The 16,922-nt window shown below is 54.8% G+C and carries 18 protein-coding genes, 2 tRNA genes and 1 rRNA gene; 9 read left to right on the forward strand and 12 right to left on the reverse strand.

From position 1 onward, the window contains the following. Genes hpxX through hpxZ form a run of 3 tightly spaced genes read left to right on the forward strand, consistent with a single transcriptional unit; the run spans position 1 to position 1,946 of the window. Positions 1 to 189 (forward strand): oxalurate catabolism protein HpxX, encoded by a 189-nt coding sequence (gene hpxX, locus F3J29_RS22045; RefSeq protein ID WP_166869290.1) that lies wholly within the window; start codon positions 1 to 3, stop codon positions 187 to 189. Further along, a complete protein-coding gene (locus F3J29_RS22050; RefSeq protein WP_166869292.1) occupies positions 186 to 1,562 on the forward strand; it encodes an AtzE family amidohydrolase in 1,377 nt (458 codons plus the stop codon). The genes hpxX and F3J29_RS22050 overlap by 4 nt, the downstream gene beginning before the upstream one ends. Next, a complete protein-coding gene (gene hpxZ, locus F3J29_RS22055) occupies positions 1,563 to 1,946 on the forward strand; it encodes an oxalurate catabolism protein HpxZ (protein WP_166869294.1) in 384 nt (127 codons plus the stop codon). It abuts the gene before it with no gap. Positions 1,947 to 2,010: 64 nt separating this feature from the next. Here hpxZ and puuE read toward each other — a convergent pair whose 3' ends face one another. The 3 genes from puuE to F3J29_RS22070 are packed head-to-tail and all read right to left on the reverse strand — an operon-like array spanning position 2,011 to position 4,438. Further along, the gene (puuE, locus tag F3J29_RS22060) at positions 2,011 to 2,967 is read right to left on the reverse strand and encodes an allantoinase PuuE (protein WP_166869322.1); all 957 of its coding nucleotides are present in this window, start codon (positions 2,965 to 2,967) and stop codon (positions 2,011 to 2,013) included. A 17-nt stretch (positions 2,968 to 2,984) separates the two neighbouring features. Continuing rightward, entirely contained in the window at positions 2,985 to 3,722 is a 738-nt protein-coding gene (gene hpxA / locus F3J29_RS22065) for an allantoin racemase (protein WP_166869296.1), read from the reverse strand. A 2-nt stretch (positions 3,723 to 3,724) separates the two neighbouring features. Then, positions 3,725 to 4,438, reverse strand: a complete 714-nt coding sequence (locus F3J29_RS22070) for a GntR family transcriptional regulator (RefSeq protein WP_166869298.1) — start codon at positions 4,436 to 4,438, stop codon at positions 3,725 to 3,727. A gap of 143 nt (positions 4,439 to 4,581) precedes the next feature. Here F3J29_RS22070 and F3J29_RS22075 point away from each other — a divergent pair, with 143 nt between their 5' ends. Both F3J29_RS22075 and F3J29_RS22080 read left to right on the forward strand, forming a co-directional pair. Continuing rightward, positions 4,582 to 6,075, forward strand: coding sequence for an NCS1 family nucleobase:cation symporter-1 (locus tag F3J29_RS22075; protein ID WP_166869300.1), 1,494 nt, complete (start codon positions 4,582 to 4,584; stop codon positions 6,073 to 6,075). Positions 6,076 to 6,221: 146 nt separating this feature from the next. Next, the gene (locus F3J29_RS22080) at positions 6,222 to 7,145 is read left to right on the forward strand and encodes a DMT family transporter (RefSeq protein WP_166869302.1); all 924 of its coding nucleotides are present in this window, start codon (positions 6,222 to 6,224) and stop codon (positions 7,143 to 7,145) included. Between the two features lie 111 nt (positions 7,146 to 7,256). Here F3J29_RS22080 and F3J29_RS22085 read toward each other — a convergent pair. Next, positions 7,257 to 7,333: transfer RNA gene (locus F3J29_RS22085), tRNA-Asp, on the reverse strand. 134 nt (positions 7,334 to 7,467) lie between these two features. Next, entirely contained in the window at positions 7,468 to 8,199 is a 732-nt protein-coding gene (gene dnaQ, locus F3J29_RS22090) for a DNA polymerase III subunit epsilon (RefSeq protein WP_039290488.1), read from the reverse strand. A gap of 66 nt (positions 8,200 to 8,265) precedes the next feature. Between dnaQ and rnhA the strand changes: the two genes are divergently transcribed. Continuing rightward, positions 8,266 to 8,742 carry a ribonuclease HI gene (gene rnhA, locus F3J29_RS22095; protein WP_061278896.1) on the forward strand — a complete coding sequence of 159 codons (477 nt, stop codon included), beginning with the start codon at positions 8,266 to 8,268 and terminating at the stop codon, positions 8,740 to 8,742. On the opposite strand, the gene F3J29_RS22100 is transcribed toward rnhA, so the two are convergent. Next, positions 8,696 to 9,460: a class I SAM-dependent methyltransferase gene (locus F3J29_RS22100; RefSeq protein ID WP_166869304.1), complete on the reverse strand. Its 765-nt coding sequence runs from the start codon at positions 9,458 to 9,460 to the stop codon at positions 8,696 to 8,698. The genes rnhA and F3J29_RS22100 overlap by 47 nt on opposite strands. A 35-nt stretch (positions 9,461 to 9,495) precedes the next feature. Here F3J29_RS22100 and gloB point away from each other — a divergent pair, with 35 nt between their 5' ends. After that, on the forward strand, positions 9,496 to 10,251 hold the full coding sequence (gloB, locus tag F3J29_RS22105; RefSeq protein WP_166869306.1) for a hydroxyacylglutathione hydrolase: 756 nt from the start codon (positions 9,496 to 9,498) through the stop codon (positions 10,249 to 10,251). Between the two features lie 70 nt (positions 10,252 to 10,321). Beyond that, positions 10,322 to 11,692, forward strand: a complete 1,371-nt coding sequence (gene mltD / locus F3J29_RS22110; protein WP_166869308.1) for a murein transglycosylase D — start codon at positions 10,322 to 10,324, stop codon at positions 11,690 to 11,692. 47 nt (positions 11,693 to 11,739) lie between these two features. Here the strand turns inward: mltD and F3J29_RS22115 are convergent, their stop codons facing one another. The 3 genes from F3J29_RS22115 to F3J29_RS22125 all read right to left on the reverse strand — a co-directional run bounded on the left by F3J29_RS22115 (position 11,740) and on the right by F3J29_RS22125 (position 14,704). Further along, a complete protein-coding gene (locus F3J29_RS22115; protein ID WP_166869309.1) occupies positions 11,740 to 12,507 on the reverse strand; it encodes a class I SAM-dependent methyltransferase in 768 nt (255 codons plus the stop codon). Positions 12,508 to 12,578: 71 nt separating this feature from the next. After that, positions 12,579 to 13,382, reverse strand: a complete 804-nt coding sequence (locus tag F3J29_RS22120) for an endonuclease/exonuclease/phosphatase family protein (RefSeq protein ID WP_039290472.1) — start codon at positions 13,380 to 13,382, stop codon at positions 12,579 to 12,581. 146 nt (positions 13,383 to 13,528) lie between these two features. Continuing rightward, positions 13,529 to 14,704, reverse strand: a complete 1,176-nt coding sequence (locus F3J29_RS22125) for an MFS transporter (RefSeq protein ID WP_166869311.1) — start codon at positions 14,702 to 14,704, stop codon at positions 13,529 to 13,531. Positions 14,705 to 14,808: 104 nt separating this feature from the next. On the opposite strand from F3J29_RS22125, the gene yafC reads away from it, so the two are divergent. Beyond that, positions 14,809 to 15,711, forward strand: a complete 903-nt coding sequence (yafC, locus tag F3J29_RS22130) for a DNA-binding transcriptional regulator YafC (RefSeq protein ID WP_166869313.1) — start codon at positions 14,809 to 14,811, stop codon at positions 15,709 to 15,711. A gap of 6 nt (positions 15,712 to 15,717) precedes the next feature. Here the strand turns inward: yafC and dkgB are convergent, their stop codons facing one another. From dkgB to rrf, 3 genes are all read right to left on the reverse strand, one after another. Further along, positions 15,718 to 16,524: a 2,5-didehydrogluconate reductase DkgB gene (dkgB, locus tag F3J29_RS22135; protein ID WP_166869315.1), complete on the reverse strand. Its 807-nt coding sequence runs from the start codon at positions 16,522 to 16,524 to the stop codon at positions 15,718 to 15,720. A gap of 175 nt (positions 16,525 to 16,699) precedes the next feature. Beyond that, positions 16,700 to 16,776 (reverse strand) — tRNA-Asp (locus tag F3J29_RS22140). A 55-nt stretch (positions 16,777 to 16,831) separates the two neighbouring features. Continuing rightward, positions 16,832 to 16,922: ribosomal RNA gene (rrf, locus tag F3J29_RS22145) — 5S ribosomal RNA — on the reverse strand; the annotation flags it as partial.

Here is a 16,922-nt window from a genome sequence, read left to right on the forward strand (position 1 = left end):
ATGAACCAACCTTCTTTTGAGTGGCAGCACTACATTGCCCTGATGGAGCAACTGCTCGCCGTGCCGCTGACCGATGAGCGCCGTAGAGAGCTGGAGTTTCAGCTGGCGCGCATTGCGGCCATGGCTGAACCGCTGATGGCCTTCCCGCTTGCCGACCGCCAGGAAACCGCCGGAGTCTATACATTATGACCGTTCTTTCTATCCGCCAGATCCAGCAGGGACTGCGGGACAAGGCTTTTTCGGCCACCGAGCTGGCCCAACAAACGCTGGCAAAGATTGAACAGCGAAACCCGCAGCTTAATGCTTTTACCGACGTCACCCGGGATCGTTTGCTGGCAGAGGCCGCCTCGGTCGACCAGCTTATTGCCAGCGGCAGCCCTCTGCCTTCGCTCGCGGGTGTACCTTACGCGGTAAAAAATCTTTTCGATATTAAAGGCGTAACAACCCTTTCAGGCGCGGAGCTGTTTGCCGGACAACCCGCGGCATCCCAGGATGCCTTCGCTATTACGCAGCTGCAAAAAGCGGGTGGAATGCTCAGCGGCGCGTTGAATATGGATGCCTATGCCTACGGCTTCACCACGGAAAACAGTTATTACGGCGCCACCAAAAATCCGCACGATCTCTCGCGTATTGCGGGCGGATCGTCCGGCGGCTCGGCGGCAGCTGTCGCCGCGGGCATGGTGAATTTCTCTCTTGGTACCGACACCAACGGCTCCATTCGCGTTCCATCTTCGCTTTGCGGGCTGGTCGGCCTGAAGCCGACTTTTGGTCGCCTGTCGCGCGGCGGCAGCCATCCTTTTGTCGCCAGCCTCGACCATATCGGCCCGCTGGCTCGCAGCGTGGAGGATGTCACGGCGGTTTACGATGTGCTGCAAGGCTATGACGGCAGCGATCCTTTTCAGACTTCGCGCGCCATTGAGCCGGTTTATACGACACTGGATCGCGGTACGCCGCTTCGCGTGGCGATGCTTGATGGCTTCTTTGAAAGCTGGTGTGACGCGGATGCGAAAGAGGCCGTTAGCCGGGTAGCCAAAGCGCTCCAGGCCACGGAAAAAGTTTCTATGCCGGAAGCTGAACTCGCCCGCTCGGCGGCTTTTTTGCTGACCGCCGCCGAAGGGGGCAATCAGTATCTGCCCGCGCTGCGAACCCGCCCTGAATGCTTCGAGCCTAATTCTCGCGAACGCCTGCTGGCCGGGGCCATGACGCCGTCAGCCTGGTACACCCAGGCTCAGCGTTTCCGGGCCTGGTTCCGCGATCGTACGCTGCCGCTGTTTGACCATTTTGATCTGCTTATTGCGCCTGCCACGCCCTGCAGCGCCACGCTTATCGGGCAGCAAACCATGCATATCAACGGGCAGGAGATCCCGGTCAAAGCCAGTATGGGGATCCTGACGCAGCCGATCTCTTTCCTCGGGCTACCGGTTGTCAGCGCCCCGCTGATCGCGACCAGCGGTTTACCGATCGGCGTGCAATTAATTGCCGCACCGTGGCGAGAAGACATTTGCTTGCAGGCCGCTCGCCGCCTGGAAATTCAGGGTATTCTACAGACGAAGGTAAGTTAAATGATGCGAGATGATATCGACCGCCCGGCCGTTTTAAATGAAGTCACTGCGGCATTTTATCGCTATGAGCAGGCGCTGATCGCCAACGACGTCGCCGTTCTGGATGAGCTGTTTTGGGAGGATGCTCGCACCGTGCGTTTTGGTGCGACGGAAAACCTTTATGGCATTGAGCAGATCCGCACTTTCCGCAACGGGCGTTCGCCGAAGGGGCTGGATCGCCAGCTGAGAAACACCGTCATTACGACATTTAGCGACGATCTGGCGGTGGCAAGCACAGAATTTACCCGAGAAGGCAGCGATAAGATTGGCCGCCAGATGCAGACCTGGGTCCGGTTCGCGTCAGGCTGGAAGATTGTGGCGGCGCATGTAAGTTTAATGGGGTGATTTCCCCTCACCCTGGCCCTCTCCCTGGAAGGGAGAGGGGATAACACCATGATAAAAATGAGTATTACTCAACAAAAGGATGCGTCTTCACCCAATGTTCGGCAATGTCCTGCCTTCTGCAAATCCACACGCCCTCATGTTGCTGCACATAATCCAGAAAACGCTGCAGCGCCCGGAAGCGTCCTGGTCGCCCTAACAGGCGGCAATGCATGCCGATGGACATCATCTTCGGCGCCGTTTCGCCTTCTTCATACAGCACGTCGAAACTGTCTTTCAGGTAGGTGTAGAACTGCTCGGCGGTATTGAACCCCTGCGCGGTGGCGAAGCGCATATCATTGGTATCCAGCGTGTACGGCACGATCAGATGGGGTTTGGTACTGCCGTCTTCGCAGGTCACTTTGCTCCAGAAAGGCAGGTCGTCGCCGTAGTAATCGCTGTCGTACAGAATACCGCCGTGCTCAACCACCAGCCTTCGCGTATTGGGGCTGTCGCGCCCGGTGTACCAGCCCAGCGGGCGGGAGCCAAAGAGGTCTTCCAGGACTTCCATCGCCTGATGCAGGTGCTGGCGCTCGGTGGCAACGTCCATATTCTGATAATGGATCCAGCGCCAGCCGTGGCTGACCACGTCGTAATCGGCGGCTTTGATGGCAGCCACAATGTCCGGATTGCGGGCCAGCGCCATGGCGACGCCAAACACCGTCAACGGCAGGCCGCGCTTTTGGAATTCATTATGAATACGCCAGAACCCCACCCGGGAGCCGTATTCGTACAGGGAGTCCATCGACATATGGCGGTCCGGGAAGCTGGCCGCCCCGATGATGTCGGAGAGAAATTGTTCCGAGCCGCTGTCGCCGTGCAGGACGTTGTTTTCCGCCCCTTCTTCAAAGTTCAGGACAAACTGAACCGCAATGCGTGCGCCGTTCGGCCACTGCGCATGGGGAGGATTGCCGGCATAACCGGCGAGATCGCGCGGGTAGTTTTCAGTAAATGGGTAGCGATTACGCTTTTGCTCTTCCGTCATCATTAGCCTCTTCAACCTTAGCCCAGGCGAGCAAAAGCGCCGGAAAGCGGCTTTTTATTCGGATAAGCGAGGTCGCCAAATTTACTGGTGCCGATGCCCAGCGCAACCAGCGACTCCACCAGCTTCACCGCCGCGGTAACGCCGTCGATGACCGGGATGCCGATCTCTTCAGTCAGCTCTTTCGCCAGGTTTGCCATACCGCCGCAGCCCAGCACGATTGCCCCGCTGTTGTCTTCTTTTTTGGCCTGAATGCAGCGTTCACGCACCATGCGCTGGGCAAGCCCGGTGCCGTCTTCCAGCGCCAGCACAGGCAGATCGATGGCATGCAGCGCCGCGCAGTGATGCTCAAAGCCATATTGTTGCAGTAAATGGCGGGCGATGATCACCGTGCGCGGTAGCGTGGTCACAATAGAGAAGCGGGTAGCGACCATCGTGGCCATATGCATGGCCGCTTCGGCAATGCCAATCACCGGCCCGCTGGCTATCTCGCGCGCCGCCAGCAGCCCTGGGTCGCCGAAGCAGGCAATGACGTGCCCGTTCGCGCCCTGCGCTTTGCCCTGCTGGATTTGTTCCAGCACGCCGATGGCCGCAATGGCTTCGTCAAAATGCCCTTCTATTGACTCCACGCCCTGTTCCGGGCAGGTCGCGAGGATTTGCGTACCGGGAGCCGCAACGCTACGCGCGGCTTCAGCAATGGTGTGCGTCATAGCCTGGCTGGTATTGGGGTTGATCACTTGAATAATAGGCTGGGGCATGGTTATTCCTGTCGGGTGCCAAAGAGGCGGGCGAAGTCTGGGGTGGTTTCACCGCTGCGCTCAAAATGCAGGCTGGAAACAATGTGATCGAAGTGGTGCTGCATCGCCAGGGTCAGCGGTTCAATGTCTTTTTTACGCAGCAGATCGATTAGCTGTTCATGATCGTCACAGCGGCAGCCACGCTGCCACGGCGCGCCCCAGGCTGCGATCGCCAGCGAGGAGCGGTGCGTCAAACTGGTGACCATTTCCGTCAGCACAGCGTTGCCGGAAATAGCCTGCAGCTGGATATGAAACGCCGCTGACAGGCGGATTGCCGCCGGCCCGTCTCCGTCGCGGTGCGCCTTCTCTTCCTGCTGGATGATTTTACGCAGCGCGGCAAGGTGCGGCGCCTGAAGATGCTCGAGGACATGAGGCAGGTTGGCGCATTCAAGGACGGAGCGGGTCTGGAAGATCGCTTTTGATTCTTCGACGTCCGGCGTGGCCACAAATGCACCACGCCCGGGCAGCATGGTGATCATTTGCACCGTTGCGAGGCGCGTTAAGACTTTACGGATCCCGGTTCGGCTAATGCCAAAAACATCCGCCAGCGCTTCTTCCGGCAGTTTACTGCCCGGCGGCAGCTGGTGTTCGACCATCGCCGTCATCAGCGATTGCCAGATCACGGCTTCTTTATCATGCAGTTCTGCTGGGGCTGTCACCCCGAAATCACGCTTCATTCACCTCTCCTGTTAGCACCAGGCACTCTTTATTTGTATACAATATCACTGATAATTGAATACAAGAAATGCAAACCTGGCCTGGTTCCTGCAATACCTATGGCAGACGTAATCCATCTTCTGTTTTTATAGGAGCAGATCCCATGCCAGGTATAGAGAACAATGCAGCAGCCATGAAAGAGAGTGCCAACGCCGGCTACAGCCCGCGCCTGTGCAACGATGACCTGGCCCCAACCCGCCACCAGACTTGGTCCTGGTATAATATTTTTTCGTTTTGGATGTCTGATGTACACAGCATGGGCGGCTACGTGGTTGCAGCCAGCTTCTTTACGCTCGGGCTGGCCAGCTGGCAGGTGCTGATTTGCCTGCTGGCAGGGATTTGCATCGTGCAGTTTTGTGCCAACCTGGTCGCCAGACCCAGCCAGATGGCGGGCGTACCTTACGCGGTGATTTGCCGCCAGGCTTTCGGGGTCTTCGGCGCCAATATTCCGGCGGTGATCCGCGGGCTTATCGCCTTCGCCTGGTACGGGATACAAACTTACCTGGCCGCTAACGCATTGATGCTGGTGCTGTTGAAGTTCTGGCCAACGCTGGCGCCAATGACGGGCGTCAGCTTCCTCGGCCTGTCTCAGCTCGGCTGGATCTGCTTCGGTATTATGTGGGTACTGCAGGCGATGGTGTTCTGGCACGGGATGAACGCGATTAAGCGCTTTATTGATATCGCGGGCCCCGCCGTATACATCGTGATGATGGCGCTGGCAGGCTGGATCCTGTATCAAACCGGTTTCGATGGCATCTCCTTTACTTTAGCGAGTAAACAGCTTAGCTCCGGCGAGCAGGTGTGGCAGATGATCACCGCCACCGCGCTGGTGGTGTCGTACTTCTCCGGCCCGCTGCTGAACTTCGGCGATTTCTCTCGCTACGGTAAAAGCATGAATGAGATCCGCCGCGGCAACCGCTGGGGCCTGCCGTTTAACTTCCTGCTGTTCTCTATTGTCACCGTGGTGATTGTGTCCGGTACTCAGTCGCTGTTCGGCAAGATGATCACCGACCCGATCGAAACCGTGAGCCATATTGGTAACAGCCTCGCGATGGCGATTGGCCTACTGACGATGATCACCGCAACTATCGGAATCAATATCGTGGCGAACTTTGTTTCTCCGGCGTTCGACTTTTCTAACTGCTCCCCGCAGAAGATCAGCTTCCGTGCCGGCGGGATGATCGCCGCGGTGGGTTCTGTGCTGCTGACGCCGTGGAACCTGTTCCAGTCCCCGGAGCTGATTCACTACACGCTGGATGTGCTGGGCTCGTTCATTGGGCCGCTGTTCGGCATCCTGCTGGCGGACTTCTACCTGGTGAAAGGCGGTAAAATTCACGTCGACGATTTGTTTAACGACACGCCGAAAGGCCGCTACTGGTACAGCCACGGCTTTAACCCGAAAGCGATCATCGCCCTGGTGCCTTCGGTTGCCGTCTGCCTGACTATCAGCTTTATTCCTTCCCTGCATGAAGTCGCCAACTTCAGCTGGTTTATCGGCGTGTTCCTCGGCCTGAGCTGCTACCGCTGGCTGGCGCGTAGCGAAAGAGTCAGCGTTGCTGCCGGTTTTGCTGGCCGCGTCGCCACCTCCAAAGAGTAAACATTGAGGCCTGGGCCCGAAGGGGTTCAGGCTTTTTCATTTCCAGACATACTCTTTTTCTTCTCTGAGACGACGGCTGGCTCAGCGCGAGTGATATATTCTCCCTTCGCCCTTTCCAGCAAAATCCCGTGTCAAAGGAGAGTCCCTTGCTCAGCAGTAAGAAGTCGGCCACTGAGGCTGCCCCCCATAAGCCGTCGGCCTGGTATGTTTTGCTCTTGTTTACTGTTCCGCCGCTGCTTTGGGCGTGTAATTACATCGTCGGCAAAGCCGTTCGCAACGATATTCCTCCGGTAGGGCTCACCTTTATGCGCTGGCTGGTGGCGCTGATTGTGATCCTGCCGTTTGCGCTGCCTTATATAAAAAGAGACTTTCGTCGCTATCGGGAGTATCTGGGCTGGATTGTCGCCGTCTCGGTGACGGGGATCGTCTGTTTCAGTCTGCTGGTGTATATCGGCCTGCACCACACGTCGAGCACCAACGCGCTGTTGCTTAACTCCTGTATACCGGTGCTGATTATGCTATTTGGCGCGCTGTTTTTTGGGCACAAGCTCAGCGTTAAGCAGGTGGTGGGCCTGGCAATTTCCTGCTGCGGTGTGCTGTTTATTATCTTTAAGGGCGATATCCACGGGCTGCTGCAAATGGCGTTTTCATCGGGTGACCTGATGCTGCTGGCGGCCATGGCCTGTTTTGCGCTGTATACGCTGTGGATCCGTAAAATCCCCTCCGATATTAGCCGCATGGGGCTGCTGGGCGTTCAGGTAGCTATCGCGCTGGTGGTGACGCTGCCGCTGTGGCTGCATGAAATGAGCACCGGCGCTGTGCCGCACTGGAATACCATGACGATTTCAGCGGTGGTGTTCCTCGGCGCATTCCCCTCTTTTGTTTCCTATCTGCTCTACGGGCGCTGCGTGGAAGCTGTCGGCGCCGCACGCGCCGGACTTAGCATTCACCTGATCCCCGTCTTTGGCGTGGTGCTGTCGCTGGTGTTTCTCGGCGAAACGCTGCATCTTTTCCATATCATCGGCATTGCAACTATTTTGGTAGGCGTGGCGTTGGCAAGCAGGCACTAGAGGTGGTTTCAGGCAGTCCTCGCGCGATTACGCCGCGAGGACTGGCAAACTTTTAGGGAAGGCAAAAACGACGAAGGCCTGAATCATTGCTGACTCAGGCCTTCTGAATTGTGGCGGAACGGACGGGACTCGAACCCGCGACCCCCTGCGTGACAGGCAGGTATTCTAACCGACTGAACTACCGCTCCGCGTTTTGTTCCCCGTCGGGAACGAAGCGGATATTACGGATTACCCCGATAACCGTCAACGCTTTTTATCATAAAATTAACCGTTTGCCGCAAAAATCACCTGAGTGGCGATTTTTAACTCGTTTTGGCTTTTTTTAACTGCGCCAGAGGCAGCTGCCGCCCTTTTTTTGCACCAGATCAAGACGGGACTCATGGGCCACCAGCTCTTCATCACTGGCGTGGATCACCCGCATGCCTGATGCACGACGCACCACGCGCTGAATACCGCCGCTGCCCTGCTGCTGTTGCACATCACCTTCCATAGAAAATTTGAGTGACGTTTGCCCGCCGGTCATCATCAGATAAACGTCAGCCAGGATTTGGGCATCGAGCAATGCGCCGTGGAGCGTACGTTTGCTGTTGTCTATTTCATAGCGAGAGCAGAGCGCATCGAGGCTGTTTCGCTTGCCCGGGAACATCTTCCGGGCCATTGCCAGGCTATCGGTTACCTTGCAGAAGGTATCCGTTTTAGGAATGTCGCGCCGCAGCTTGCTGAACTCGTAGTCCATAAAGCCGATATCAAACGAGGCGTTATGAATGACCAGCTCGGCGCCGCGAATGTAGTCGAGGAACGAGTCAGCAACCTGATCGAAGGTCGGCTTATCCGCAAGAAATTCGTCCGCAATACCATGAACGCCAAAGGCTTCCGGATCCACCAGCCGGTCGGGCTTGAGGTAGACGTGGAAGTTGTTGCCCGTCAGGCGGCGGTTGATCACTTCAACCGCACCGATCTCGATAATACGATGCCCTTCATAATGAGCACCGATCTGGTTCATACCGGTGGTTTCGGTATCGAGGACTATTTGTCTGGTGGGGGTAGAAATCATATAGCTGTGCTCATCGCGCTCGTTTGTGTCAGACTTGACCTTTTCATCACAGGAAGTCTACCAGAGATGCGTAAACAGGTAGAAGTTTTCACCGATGGCTCGTGTCTGGGAAATCCAGGGCCGGGCGGCTTCGGGGCAATTTTGCGGTACAAACAGCACGAAAAAATCTTCAGCGAAGGGTTTCGCCTCACCACCAATAACCGCATGGAGATGATGGCCGCTATCGTCGCGCTTGAGGCGCTGATCGAACCCTGCGATGTGGTCCTCAGCACCGACAGCCAGTACGTCCGCCAGGGCATTACCCAGTGGATCCACAACTGGAAAAAACGCGGCTGGAAGACGGCAGATAAAAAGCCGGTGAAAAACGTCGACTTATGGAAACGCCTGGATGCCGCCCTCAGCCACCACGAGATTAAGTGGGAATGGGTCAAAGGGCATGCCGGCCACCCGGAAAACGAGCGCTGCGACGAACTGGCGCGCAACGCTGCCTCCCGCCCTACTCATGAGGATGTGGGTTATCAGCCGGACGCGGCGGCACCTTAGCAACGGCTTCGCGGTACTGCCGCGTGGCTCCTACCGCCGAGCGAATCTGATTTTTCGCTTTGCGGCTTTTCATTGGGTTCAGCGTCAGCGGCAACGTGCGTTTACGCGCCACGATAACGTGCATACAGCCCAGCGCCGGCAGATGAGTACTCAGCAAACGACCGCCCTGTTTATGCCAGGGCAATACCTGAAAACTACGCCGATACATCACTTCAAAATTCAGTAAAGACAGCCAGTCTTGTTGCCTCATGGGGGTAAACATTCGGCTATTATAAGGCGCACGCTTACGCATGAACGGGACCGTTTTGCCCAGTCCCAGCAAACTGATGGGATTGAAACTGCTGAGCACGATCCAGCCGTCGTCGATCAGGACACGATCCACTTCCCGCAGCAGGCGGTGGGGATCCGGGCACCAGGGCAAGGTGTGGGCCAACAGGCAGGCATCCACCGACTTCGCCGCAAACGGCAAGTGCAGAGGATCGGCATTAACCTGCAGATGCTCTCCCTGCAGGGCGACATTAACCTGATGAGAAATCGCGCAGGCTTCGGTGTTCACTTCCGCACTCAGGTTGCCGATCTTCAATAAGTGAAAGCCGAACATTTTCGCCAGCCACGGGCGGAGCTGCTCTTCGAGCGCATCCCGATAGTGTTCCCCCCATCGCAGCTGCGCCCAATGATGGGGGGAAGTGATAATCTCAGGTATCCTTGCCGGTTTCATCACTACCTTCTTAATGGCCATAGAGAGGTTGAACTATGAATCTTAACAGCATTCGCGCCTTCCAGGATAACTACATCTGGGTGCTTGATAATGAGCAGGGAAAATGTGCGATCGTCGACCCTGGCGACGCCGCGCCAGTCTTGAAAGCAATAGAGGAAAACGGCTGGCAACCTGAAGCCATTCTGCTGACCCATCATCATGCCGATCACGTGGGCGGCGTTCAGCAATTGAAGGACAAGTTTCCGAAGATTAAGGTCTACGGCCCGGAGGAAACCCGGCAGAAAGGCGCCACTCAGATCGTGGGCGAAGGGGATAAGTTTAGTCTGCTTGAGCGTGAATTTCGCGTGATAGCAACACCTGGTCACACTTTAGGACATATCTCCTTTTTTAGTTTTCCTTATCTATTTTGCGGCGACACAATGTTTTCAGGCGGCTGCGGAAGGCTTTTTGAAGGCACGGCAGATCAAATGTTTAATTCATTTCAAAAGCTTAATGAACTCCCCGCAGATACACTGATTTGTTGCGCACATGAGTACACGGAATCAAACATAAAGTTCGCCTTAAGTATTCTACCCCATGATGAGCATTTAACGGGATACTATCGAAAAGTTAAGGAGTTACGCGCAAAAAATCATTCAACATTGCCGTCTTCCCTGCAAACTGAACGTGAAATAAATATTTTTTTACGCACTGAAGATGCTGTTTTAAAAGAAGAAATAAAAAAAGAAACAAACTTGCAACAACCCCACGAGGTATTCGCCTGGTTAAGGACAAAGAAGGACAGCTTCTGAATATTCTGGTTGTGTTGTCGAAAAGGCGACGGTATCATCGCTCGTCTTTTAAGCAACCATTGACACACACATGAAGGCAAAAGCGATACTACTCGCCTCTGTCTTGCTTGTCGGATGCCAGGCGTCAAAGCATGATGCCAACATTCAACAGCACGCACAGAGTCTGTCTGCAGCTGGTCAAGGTGAAGCAGGAAAGTACACGGGTCGAGCGACCTCCGCGCGATGGATGGATGATGGAACCTTCCTCGCGCAAGATCAAAACCTGTGGAACTTCATCGGCAACGAGCTAAAGATGGGGATACCGGAAAACGTCCGTATCCGCGAACAGAAACAGAAGTACCTGAGTAATAAGAGCTATCTCCACGATGTAACATTACGGGCAGAGCCGTATATGTACTGGATTGCCGGGCAAGTTAAGAAACGCAACATGCCAATGGAACTAGTACTACTACCCATAGTGGAGAGCGCTTTTGACCCCCACGCGACGTCTGGTGCAAATGCCGCAGGCATTTGGCAGATTATCCCAAGTACGGGGCGCAATTACGGTCTGAAGCAGACCAAAGCGTACGATGCACGCCGTGATGTAGTGGCTTCCACCACTGCAGCACTGGATATGATGCAGCGTTTGAACAAGATGTTTGACGGCGACTGGTTGTTGACCGTGGCGGCGTACAACAGCGGTGAAGGCCGCGTGCTGAATGCTATTAAAGCGAACAAATCGCGGGGTAAACCTACCGATTTCTGGTCGCTGGCTTTGCCACGTGAAACAAAGATCTACGTACCGAAAATGCTGGCGTTGAGTGATATACTCAAAAACAGTCAGAAGTATGGCGTACGTCTGCCGACAACGGATGAAAGCCGCGCGCTGGCGCGTGTTGAAGTAAGCAGTCCGGTTGAGTTAACGCAAGTCGCCGAAATGGCAGGCATGTCGCTCACCAACCTGAAGACCTTCAACGCCGGCGTGAAAAGCACCACCGTTGGAAAAAATCAGCGCTATGTGATGGTGCCGAAAAAGCATGCCGAGCAACTGAAAGCCTCTCTGGCTTCAGGGGAAATCGATGCTTTACAGCCAACGCTGGTGGCGGATAACCGCCTCAACGCGGGCGGCAACAAATCCTATAAAGTGCGTTCAGGGGATACTCTGTCCAGCATTGCTTCACGCCTCGGTGTGAATGCTAAGGATTTGCAAAGCTGGAATAACCTGCGCGGTTCGCACCTCAAAGTTGGGCAGACGCTCAGCGTGAAAGGTGGCGCCACGCAGCTGGCCGATAACAGCAGCATCACTTATCAGGTGCGCAAAGGCGACTCGTTGTCGAGTATTGCTAAACGTCACGGCGTGAACATCAAAGATGTGATGCGCTGGAACAGCGGTACCGATGACCTGAGACCGGGTGACCGTTTGACGCTTTTTGTCAGCGGCAACAACTCTCCGGATACCTGATAGCCAGAACAAAAAAGGCACCTTACGGTGCCTTTTCTTTTTTTACGTCACGCCTTTCGCGCTTCCAGCATGATGATGTCGCTGGTGAACGAACCGTCCCGCTGTAATTCAAAGTATTGCTTCACCTCGTCCGAGGCGCTTTTTTGATAGGCACGGATCGCGTCTGATAAGACTATCGGCGTGCGCATTCTGGCTATCCAGCTGTTAAATTCCAGATTCAACCTGTCGCACAGCACGCTGTGCGTTACCAGACCTGCATCATTGAACAGGCTAAGCCATTCTCCGCTCGAATAATTACGCACATGCGAGGTGTCACGCAGCGCCTCAACCGTCTGCAGCCAGATATCCTTCACGGGATGGCCTGGCGAGGTCACATCCATAAAGATGGCAATACCACCGGGCTTAAGCACGCGCTTTACTTCACGCAGCGCCTGACCAACATCATGCCAGTGGTGTGCAGAGTAGCGGCTGATGACTACATCAAAAGTGCTATCGTCAAACGGCAGTGATTCCGCGTACCCCTGGCGTGTCGCGATGTTCGCTATTCCACGCGTTGTTGCCGCCTCGGCAACGACCGCCAGCATCTGATCGGACAGATCATAAGCCACCACCGATTTAACTTTAGCCGCGGCAATAAAGCTGGCGTGCCCTGCCCCGCATCCCATGTCCAGGAGCGTGGCATGAGGGAGGTCATTCAACCGTGCGCTGAGCCGCTCCAGATCGCGCCCGGAAGCATGAACCGTGCTGGTTAAATAGGCGCTGGCCTGAGATCCAAACTGCTGGCCAACTTTGTCGTGATGGGATTGCGTTGTCATCGTTATGTCCTTGCGGTTAAGTGAGAAAAAGGGCAGCGCACAGGTCTGCCCAACGGCAGACCTGACGAACCTTATTTCAGCTCAGGCTTGCCGGGACGGAATTCAACTAGTAGCGGATTATGGTCTGATGCACGGGTCACCAGCACCGAAGCTTCGGTGACGTTCAGGCCACGATAGAACACGAAATCAAGAGGGCGACCAAACGCCCGGCGGCGGTGATCGTCGGTAAAGCGGACTTCCCTGAGCGTCATCTCGCGGGCAAAGCGGAAGAGCGCGTTCATGCGTGGACGGCTCCAGGCATTGAAATCACCGGCCATGATCACCGGCCCGTTATGATGCCCGATCTGGTCTCCAATAGGCCCCAACTGCTTGCTGTAGACATCGACACCGAGGCTAAAATTGACGGCGTGGATATTAATCACCATCAACATGCGTCCGTCTGGCAGCGGATAGACCGTGACCAACGCTGATTTAGACAAGCGCAGGATCGGCTCGCGTTCACGCAGCGGGCAGCAATATACTGGATGGGCTGCAGACAACGTCATCACGCCAGAAGGATGCTGGGGTAAAACAAAGGCAGGAACCTGGTCGGCAGCCAGATAGTTGGTGGTCGCAAACCTGACCAGCTCAGGCGTCGTTTGCGCTTCCTGGAGCAACATCAGATGTGCGTCTTTGCCGAAGGTTTGTAGCACCGAAAGCCAGTCGGCTCGCTGCTGCTTAAAGATATTCCACACCAGAACGCGAATTGTGTCCTGACCGGGTAAAGGTTCACCGGGGGGTAATGCCTGGCCGATAGTCGCAAACGAGCCAGGAGGCAGAATGCGCTCTGCTGGCTGTCCGGCTACATATCGCATGGCATAGGTATTCTTGTGCACGTTTGGCTAACGACCTCAGTAACTCAACTTACCTGCAGCTCGCAGGCTATCTTTCAGTTATAGGGACTTTAGCGCAGACTTTCAACGACCATTACAAACCATTGCCTTTCCGGAACGTAAACCATCACGCTCCGGAAAGATAAAACTTAACCGATAGCAACCCGTGATTGCTTATCGAGTCGGCCACTTAAGCCTATTAACAGCAGTGCCACAACAACGATCACGGCGCCAATCCAAGGCGTTTGCGCCAGGCCGAAGTTCTGTACAGTCTGACCGCCAATAATGGAGCCCAGGGCAATCCCTACGTTAAAGGCCGCGATGTTGAGCCCAGAGGCAACATCTACCGCGTTGGGCGTGTATTGCTCAGCCTTTTGGACAACATAAACCTGTAATCCCGGTACATTACCGAAAGCAAACACGCCCATCACCAGAATCGTCAGTAAAGCAGCGACATGTGAATGTGCTGTGAACTGGAAGACCAGAAGTAACGCAGCCAGCGCGGCAAAGATAAATTTCAGGGCCGGGACAGCCCCGTGGCGATCCGCCAGTTTCCCACCCCAGATATTGCCGATGGCCACCGATACGCCATAACCGAGCAGGATCCAGCTGACTGCAGAAGGTGAGAAGCCGGCCAAATCCTGCATCATTGGGGCAAGGAAAGTGAAGGCGGTAAACACACCACCGTAGCCCAGAGCGGTAACCAGATAGATCAGCACCAGGCGTGGATGCGTCAGGACCTGTAATTGCTCTTTAATTCCCGCCATCGCACGGTTAGGAATATCTTTCGGGATAAGGATCATGCTGCTGATTAACGCGATCACACCAATAGCCGATACCGCGAGGAAGGTTTCACGCCAGCCAAAATGCTGCCCGATAAATGTTCCTAATGGCACACCAGTGACCAGCGCTACCGTCAGGCCACCAAACATAATGGCAATGGCGGAAGCCGCTTTCTCTTTAGGCACAAGGCTTGTCGCTATCGTTGAGCCAATAGAGAAAAACACGCCGTGTGCCAGACCGGTTAGCAGGCGTGCCACAACCAGAGTCTCGTAATTAGGTGATAGCCAGGCGATGACGTTACCCACGGTGAACAGCGCCATAAGCCCGATCAGCAGCTGTTTACGCGGCAGTTTGCCCGTTAAAGCGGTGAGAACAGGCGCGCCAATGGCTACGCCCAGAGCATAGATAGAAACCAGCAATCCTGCCGACGGCACAGAGATAGCGAGCTGTTCAGCGATGGTCGGTACAAGCCCGACAATCACAAATTCGGTGGTACCGATTGCGAAAGCACTGATTGTCAGTGCGAGAAGCGCCAGAGGCATAATTTACTCCATAACAGGTGTCTTTTGATGACACGCAGTATGGCGGGATGCTTAAATAACAAAAATATGTAAAATATCAATAGAATTTTGCTTGTGGAGCAATAATGAAGGCTACATCAGAAGAACTTGCGATTTTCGTTGCCGTAGTAGAAAGCGGGAGCTTCAGCCGCGCAGCAGAACAGCTGGGACAGGCTAACTCAGCGGTAAGCAGAACGGTTAAAAAGCTGGAGATGAAGCTGGGAGTGAGCCTGCTCAATCGCACGACGCGACAGCTGAGCCTGACGGAAGAAGGAGAACGCTATTTCCGTAATGTGCAGCAGATTCTGCAGGCGATGGCAGCCGCCGAAAATGAAGTGATGGAAAGCAAGCAAACGCCGCGGGGATTATTGCGTATCGATGCCGCAACGCCGGTAATGCTGCATTTACTGATGCCGCTGATAAAACCGTTTCGCGAACGCTACCCGGAAATGACGCTCTCGCTTGTCTCTTCAGAAACCTTCATTAACCTCATCGAGCGCAAAGTCGATGTGGCGATCCGCGTGGGTAATTTAACCGACTCAAGTTTACGTGCCCGCCCACTCTTTAGCAGTTATCGCAAAATTATTGCATCACCTGAGTATCTGGCGGCACACGGTACGCCGGAGACCGCCGACGATTTGATGAATCATGTCTGCCTGGGCTTTACCGAACCCTCATCGCTTAACCGCTGGCCGGTCTCACAGGCTGATGGACAGCTTTTTGAGATCGCACCAGGCATCTCATCGAATAGCGGAGAAACGCTTAAGCAGCTGTGCCTGACGGGGAATGGCATCGCCTGCCTGTCTGATTTTATGATTAACAGGGAGATTGAGAGCGGAGAGTTTGTTGAGCTACTTGCCGATAAGCTTTTACCGGTCAATATGCCTTTCAGCGCGGTGTACTACAGCGACCGTGCGGTGAGTACCCGCATCCGGGCCTTTATCGATTTTCTAAGCGAAGCGGTAAAACGGCCCTCTGAAGGGCCGTAATCTGGTTTAGTTATCCCACTCAGGAGCCAGGCCTTCCGGACTTACCAGGCGATCATTGCATTCCAGGGCAGCAATTGCCGCCATGTCTTCTGCATCCAGCTTCAGGTTCAGCGCCCGCAGGTTGCTTTCCAGATTCGCGCGTTTGGTGGAAGAAGGGATGACTGCGTAACCCAAAGCCATTGCCCACGCCAGAATCACCTGTGCAGGCGTAGCCTGATGTTTCTGTGCAATGCGGCCAATGGTTTCATCCGCCAGTGCTTTACCATACGCCAGCGTCATGTAAGACGTGATGTGGATGTTGTGCGCTTTAGCCCATTCAACAACGGTGCGATTTTGCAGGTATGGCGACAGTTCGATCTGGTTAGTCGCAATATTTTCAGCACCAACGGCGTCGATGGCCTGCTGCATCAGCTCAACGGTAAAGTTTGAAATCCCGATCTGACGAGTCAAACCAGCTTCTTTAGCCGCCAACAACGCCTGCATAAATTCAGCAACCGGTACGGCATCGTTTGGCGATGGCCAGTGGATCAGGGTCAGATCGACATAGCCAGTCCGCAGTTTCGCCAGACTCTCTTTCAGGCTAGGGATCAGCTTATCTTTGCTAAGATTTTCGATCCAGATTTTGGTGGTGATAAACAGTTCATCACGCGGAATAGCGCTTTCTTCCAGGGCCTGACCAACGGCCCCTTCATTATCATAGATTTGTGCAGTGTCTATCGCGCGATAGCCCAGCTCCAGCGCAGTTTTAACCGATGCGATGACGACGTCGTCTTTCAGGCGGAAAGTGCCCAGACCGAATGCAGGAATTGCCATTATTAACCTCATTATAGGGTGTGCGTTTGTATGAGGCAGAGTATGCCGGGGAGAACTTTGATGAAAAAGGCAGGTAAATGCAGAAGATTTTTGCTAAATCAGCAACAATGTCGCTGTGCGTGATGAAATTTAAAAACAAAAAAGCCCTGAGTCTAAGACTCAGGGCTTAAATAAGTGGCGGAACGGACGGGACTCGAACCCGCGACCCCCTGCGTGACAGGCAGGTATTCTAACCGACTGAACTACCGCTCCACCGAATTTCTTTACAACCACCGGTTTGTTGCCCCGGTTTACTGCTTAATTTGATGCCTGGCAGTTCCCTACTCTCGCATGGGGAGACCCCACACTACCATCGGCGCTACGGCGTTTCACTTCTGAGTTCGGCATGGGGTCAGGTG

The sequence above is a fragment of the Enterobacter sp. Cy-643 genome (assembly GCF_011752815.1).
Taxonomy (GTDB): domain Bacteria; phylum Pseudomonadota; class Gammaproteobacteria; order Enterobacterales; family Enterobacteriaceae; genus Cedecea.

Coding starts and splice junctions, on each gene's coding strand:
- hpxX (WP_166869290.1), top strand. CDS start 1: ATGAACCAACCTTCTTTTGAGTGGCAGCACTACATTGCCCTGATGGAG.
- F3J29_RS22050 (WP_166869292.1), top strand. CDS start 186: ATGACCGTTCTTTCTATCCGCCAGATCCAGCAGGGACTGCGGGACAAG.
- hpxZ (WP_166869294.1), top strand. CDS start 1,563: ATGATGCGAGATGATATCGACCGCCCGGCCGTTTTAAATGAAGTCACT.
- puuE (WP_166869322.1), bottom strand. CDS start 2,967: ATGACGGAAGAGCAAAAGCGTAATCGCTACCCATTTACTGAAAACTAC.
- hpxA (WP_166869296.1), bottom strand. CDS start 3,722: ATGCCCCAGCCTATTATTCAAGTGATCAACCCCAATACCAGCCAGGCT.
- F3J29_RS22070 (WP_166869298.1), bottom strand. CDS start 4,438: ATGAAGCGTGATTTCGGGGTGACAGCCCCAGCAGAACTGCATGATAAA.
- F3J29_RS22075 (WP_166869300.1), top strand. CDS start 4,582: ATGCCAGGTATAGAGAACAATGCAGCAGCCATGAAAGAGAGTGCCAAC.
- dnaQ (WP_039290488.1), bottom strand. CDS start 8,199: ATGATTTCTACCCCCACCAGACAAATAGTCCTCGATACCGAAACCACC.
- rnhA (WP_061278896.1), top strand. CDS start 8,266: ATGCGTAAACAGGTAGAAGTTTTCACCGATGGCTCGTGTCTGGGAAAT.
- F3J29_RS22100 (WP_166869304.1), bottom strand. CDS start 9,460: ATGAAACCGGCAAGGATACCTGAGATTATCACTTCCCCCCATCATTGG.
- gloB (WP_166869306.1), top strand. CDS start 9,496: ATGAATCTTAACAGCATTCGCGCCTTCCAGGATAACTACATCTGGGTG.
- mltD (WP_166869308.1), top strand. CDS start 10,322: ATGAAGGCAAAAGCGATACTACTCGCCTCTGTCTTGCTTGTCGGATGC.
- F3J29_RS22115 (WP_166869309.1), bottom strand. CDS start 12,507: ATGACAACGCAATCCCATCACGACAAAGTTGGCCAGCAGTTTGGATCT.
- F3J29_RS22125 (WP_166869311.1), bottom strand. CDS start 14,704: ATGCCTCTGGCGCTTCTCGCACTGACAATCAGTGCTTTCGCAATCGGT.
- yafC (WP_166869313.1), top strand. CDS start 14,809: ATGAAGGCTACATCAGAAGAACTTGCGATTTTCGTTGCCGTAGTAGAA.
- dkgB (WP_166869315.1), bottom strand. CDS start 16,524: ATGGCAATTCCTGCATTCGGTCTGGGCACTTTCCGCCTGAAAGACGAC.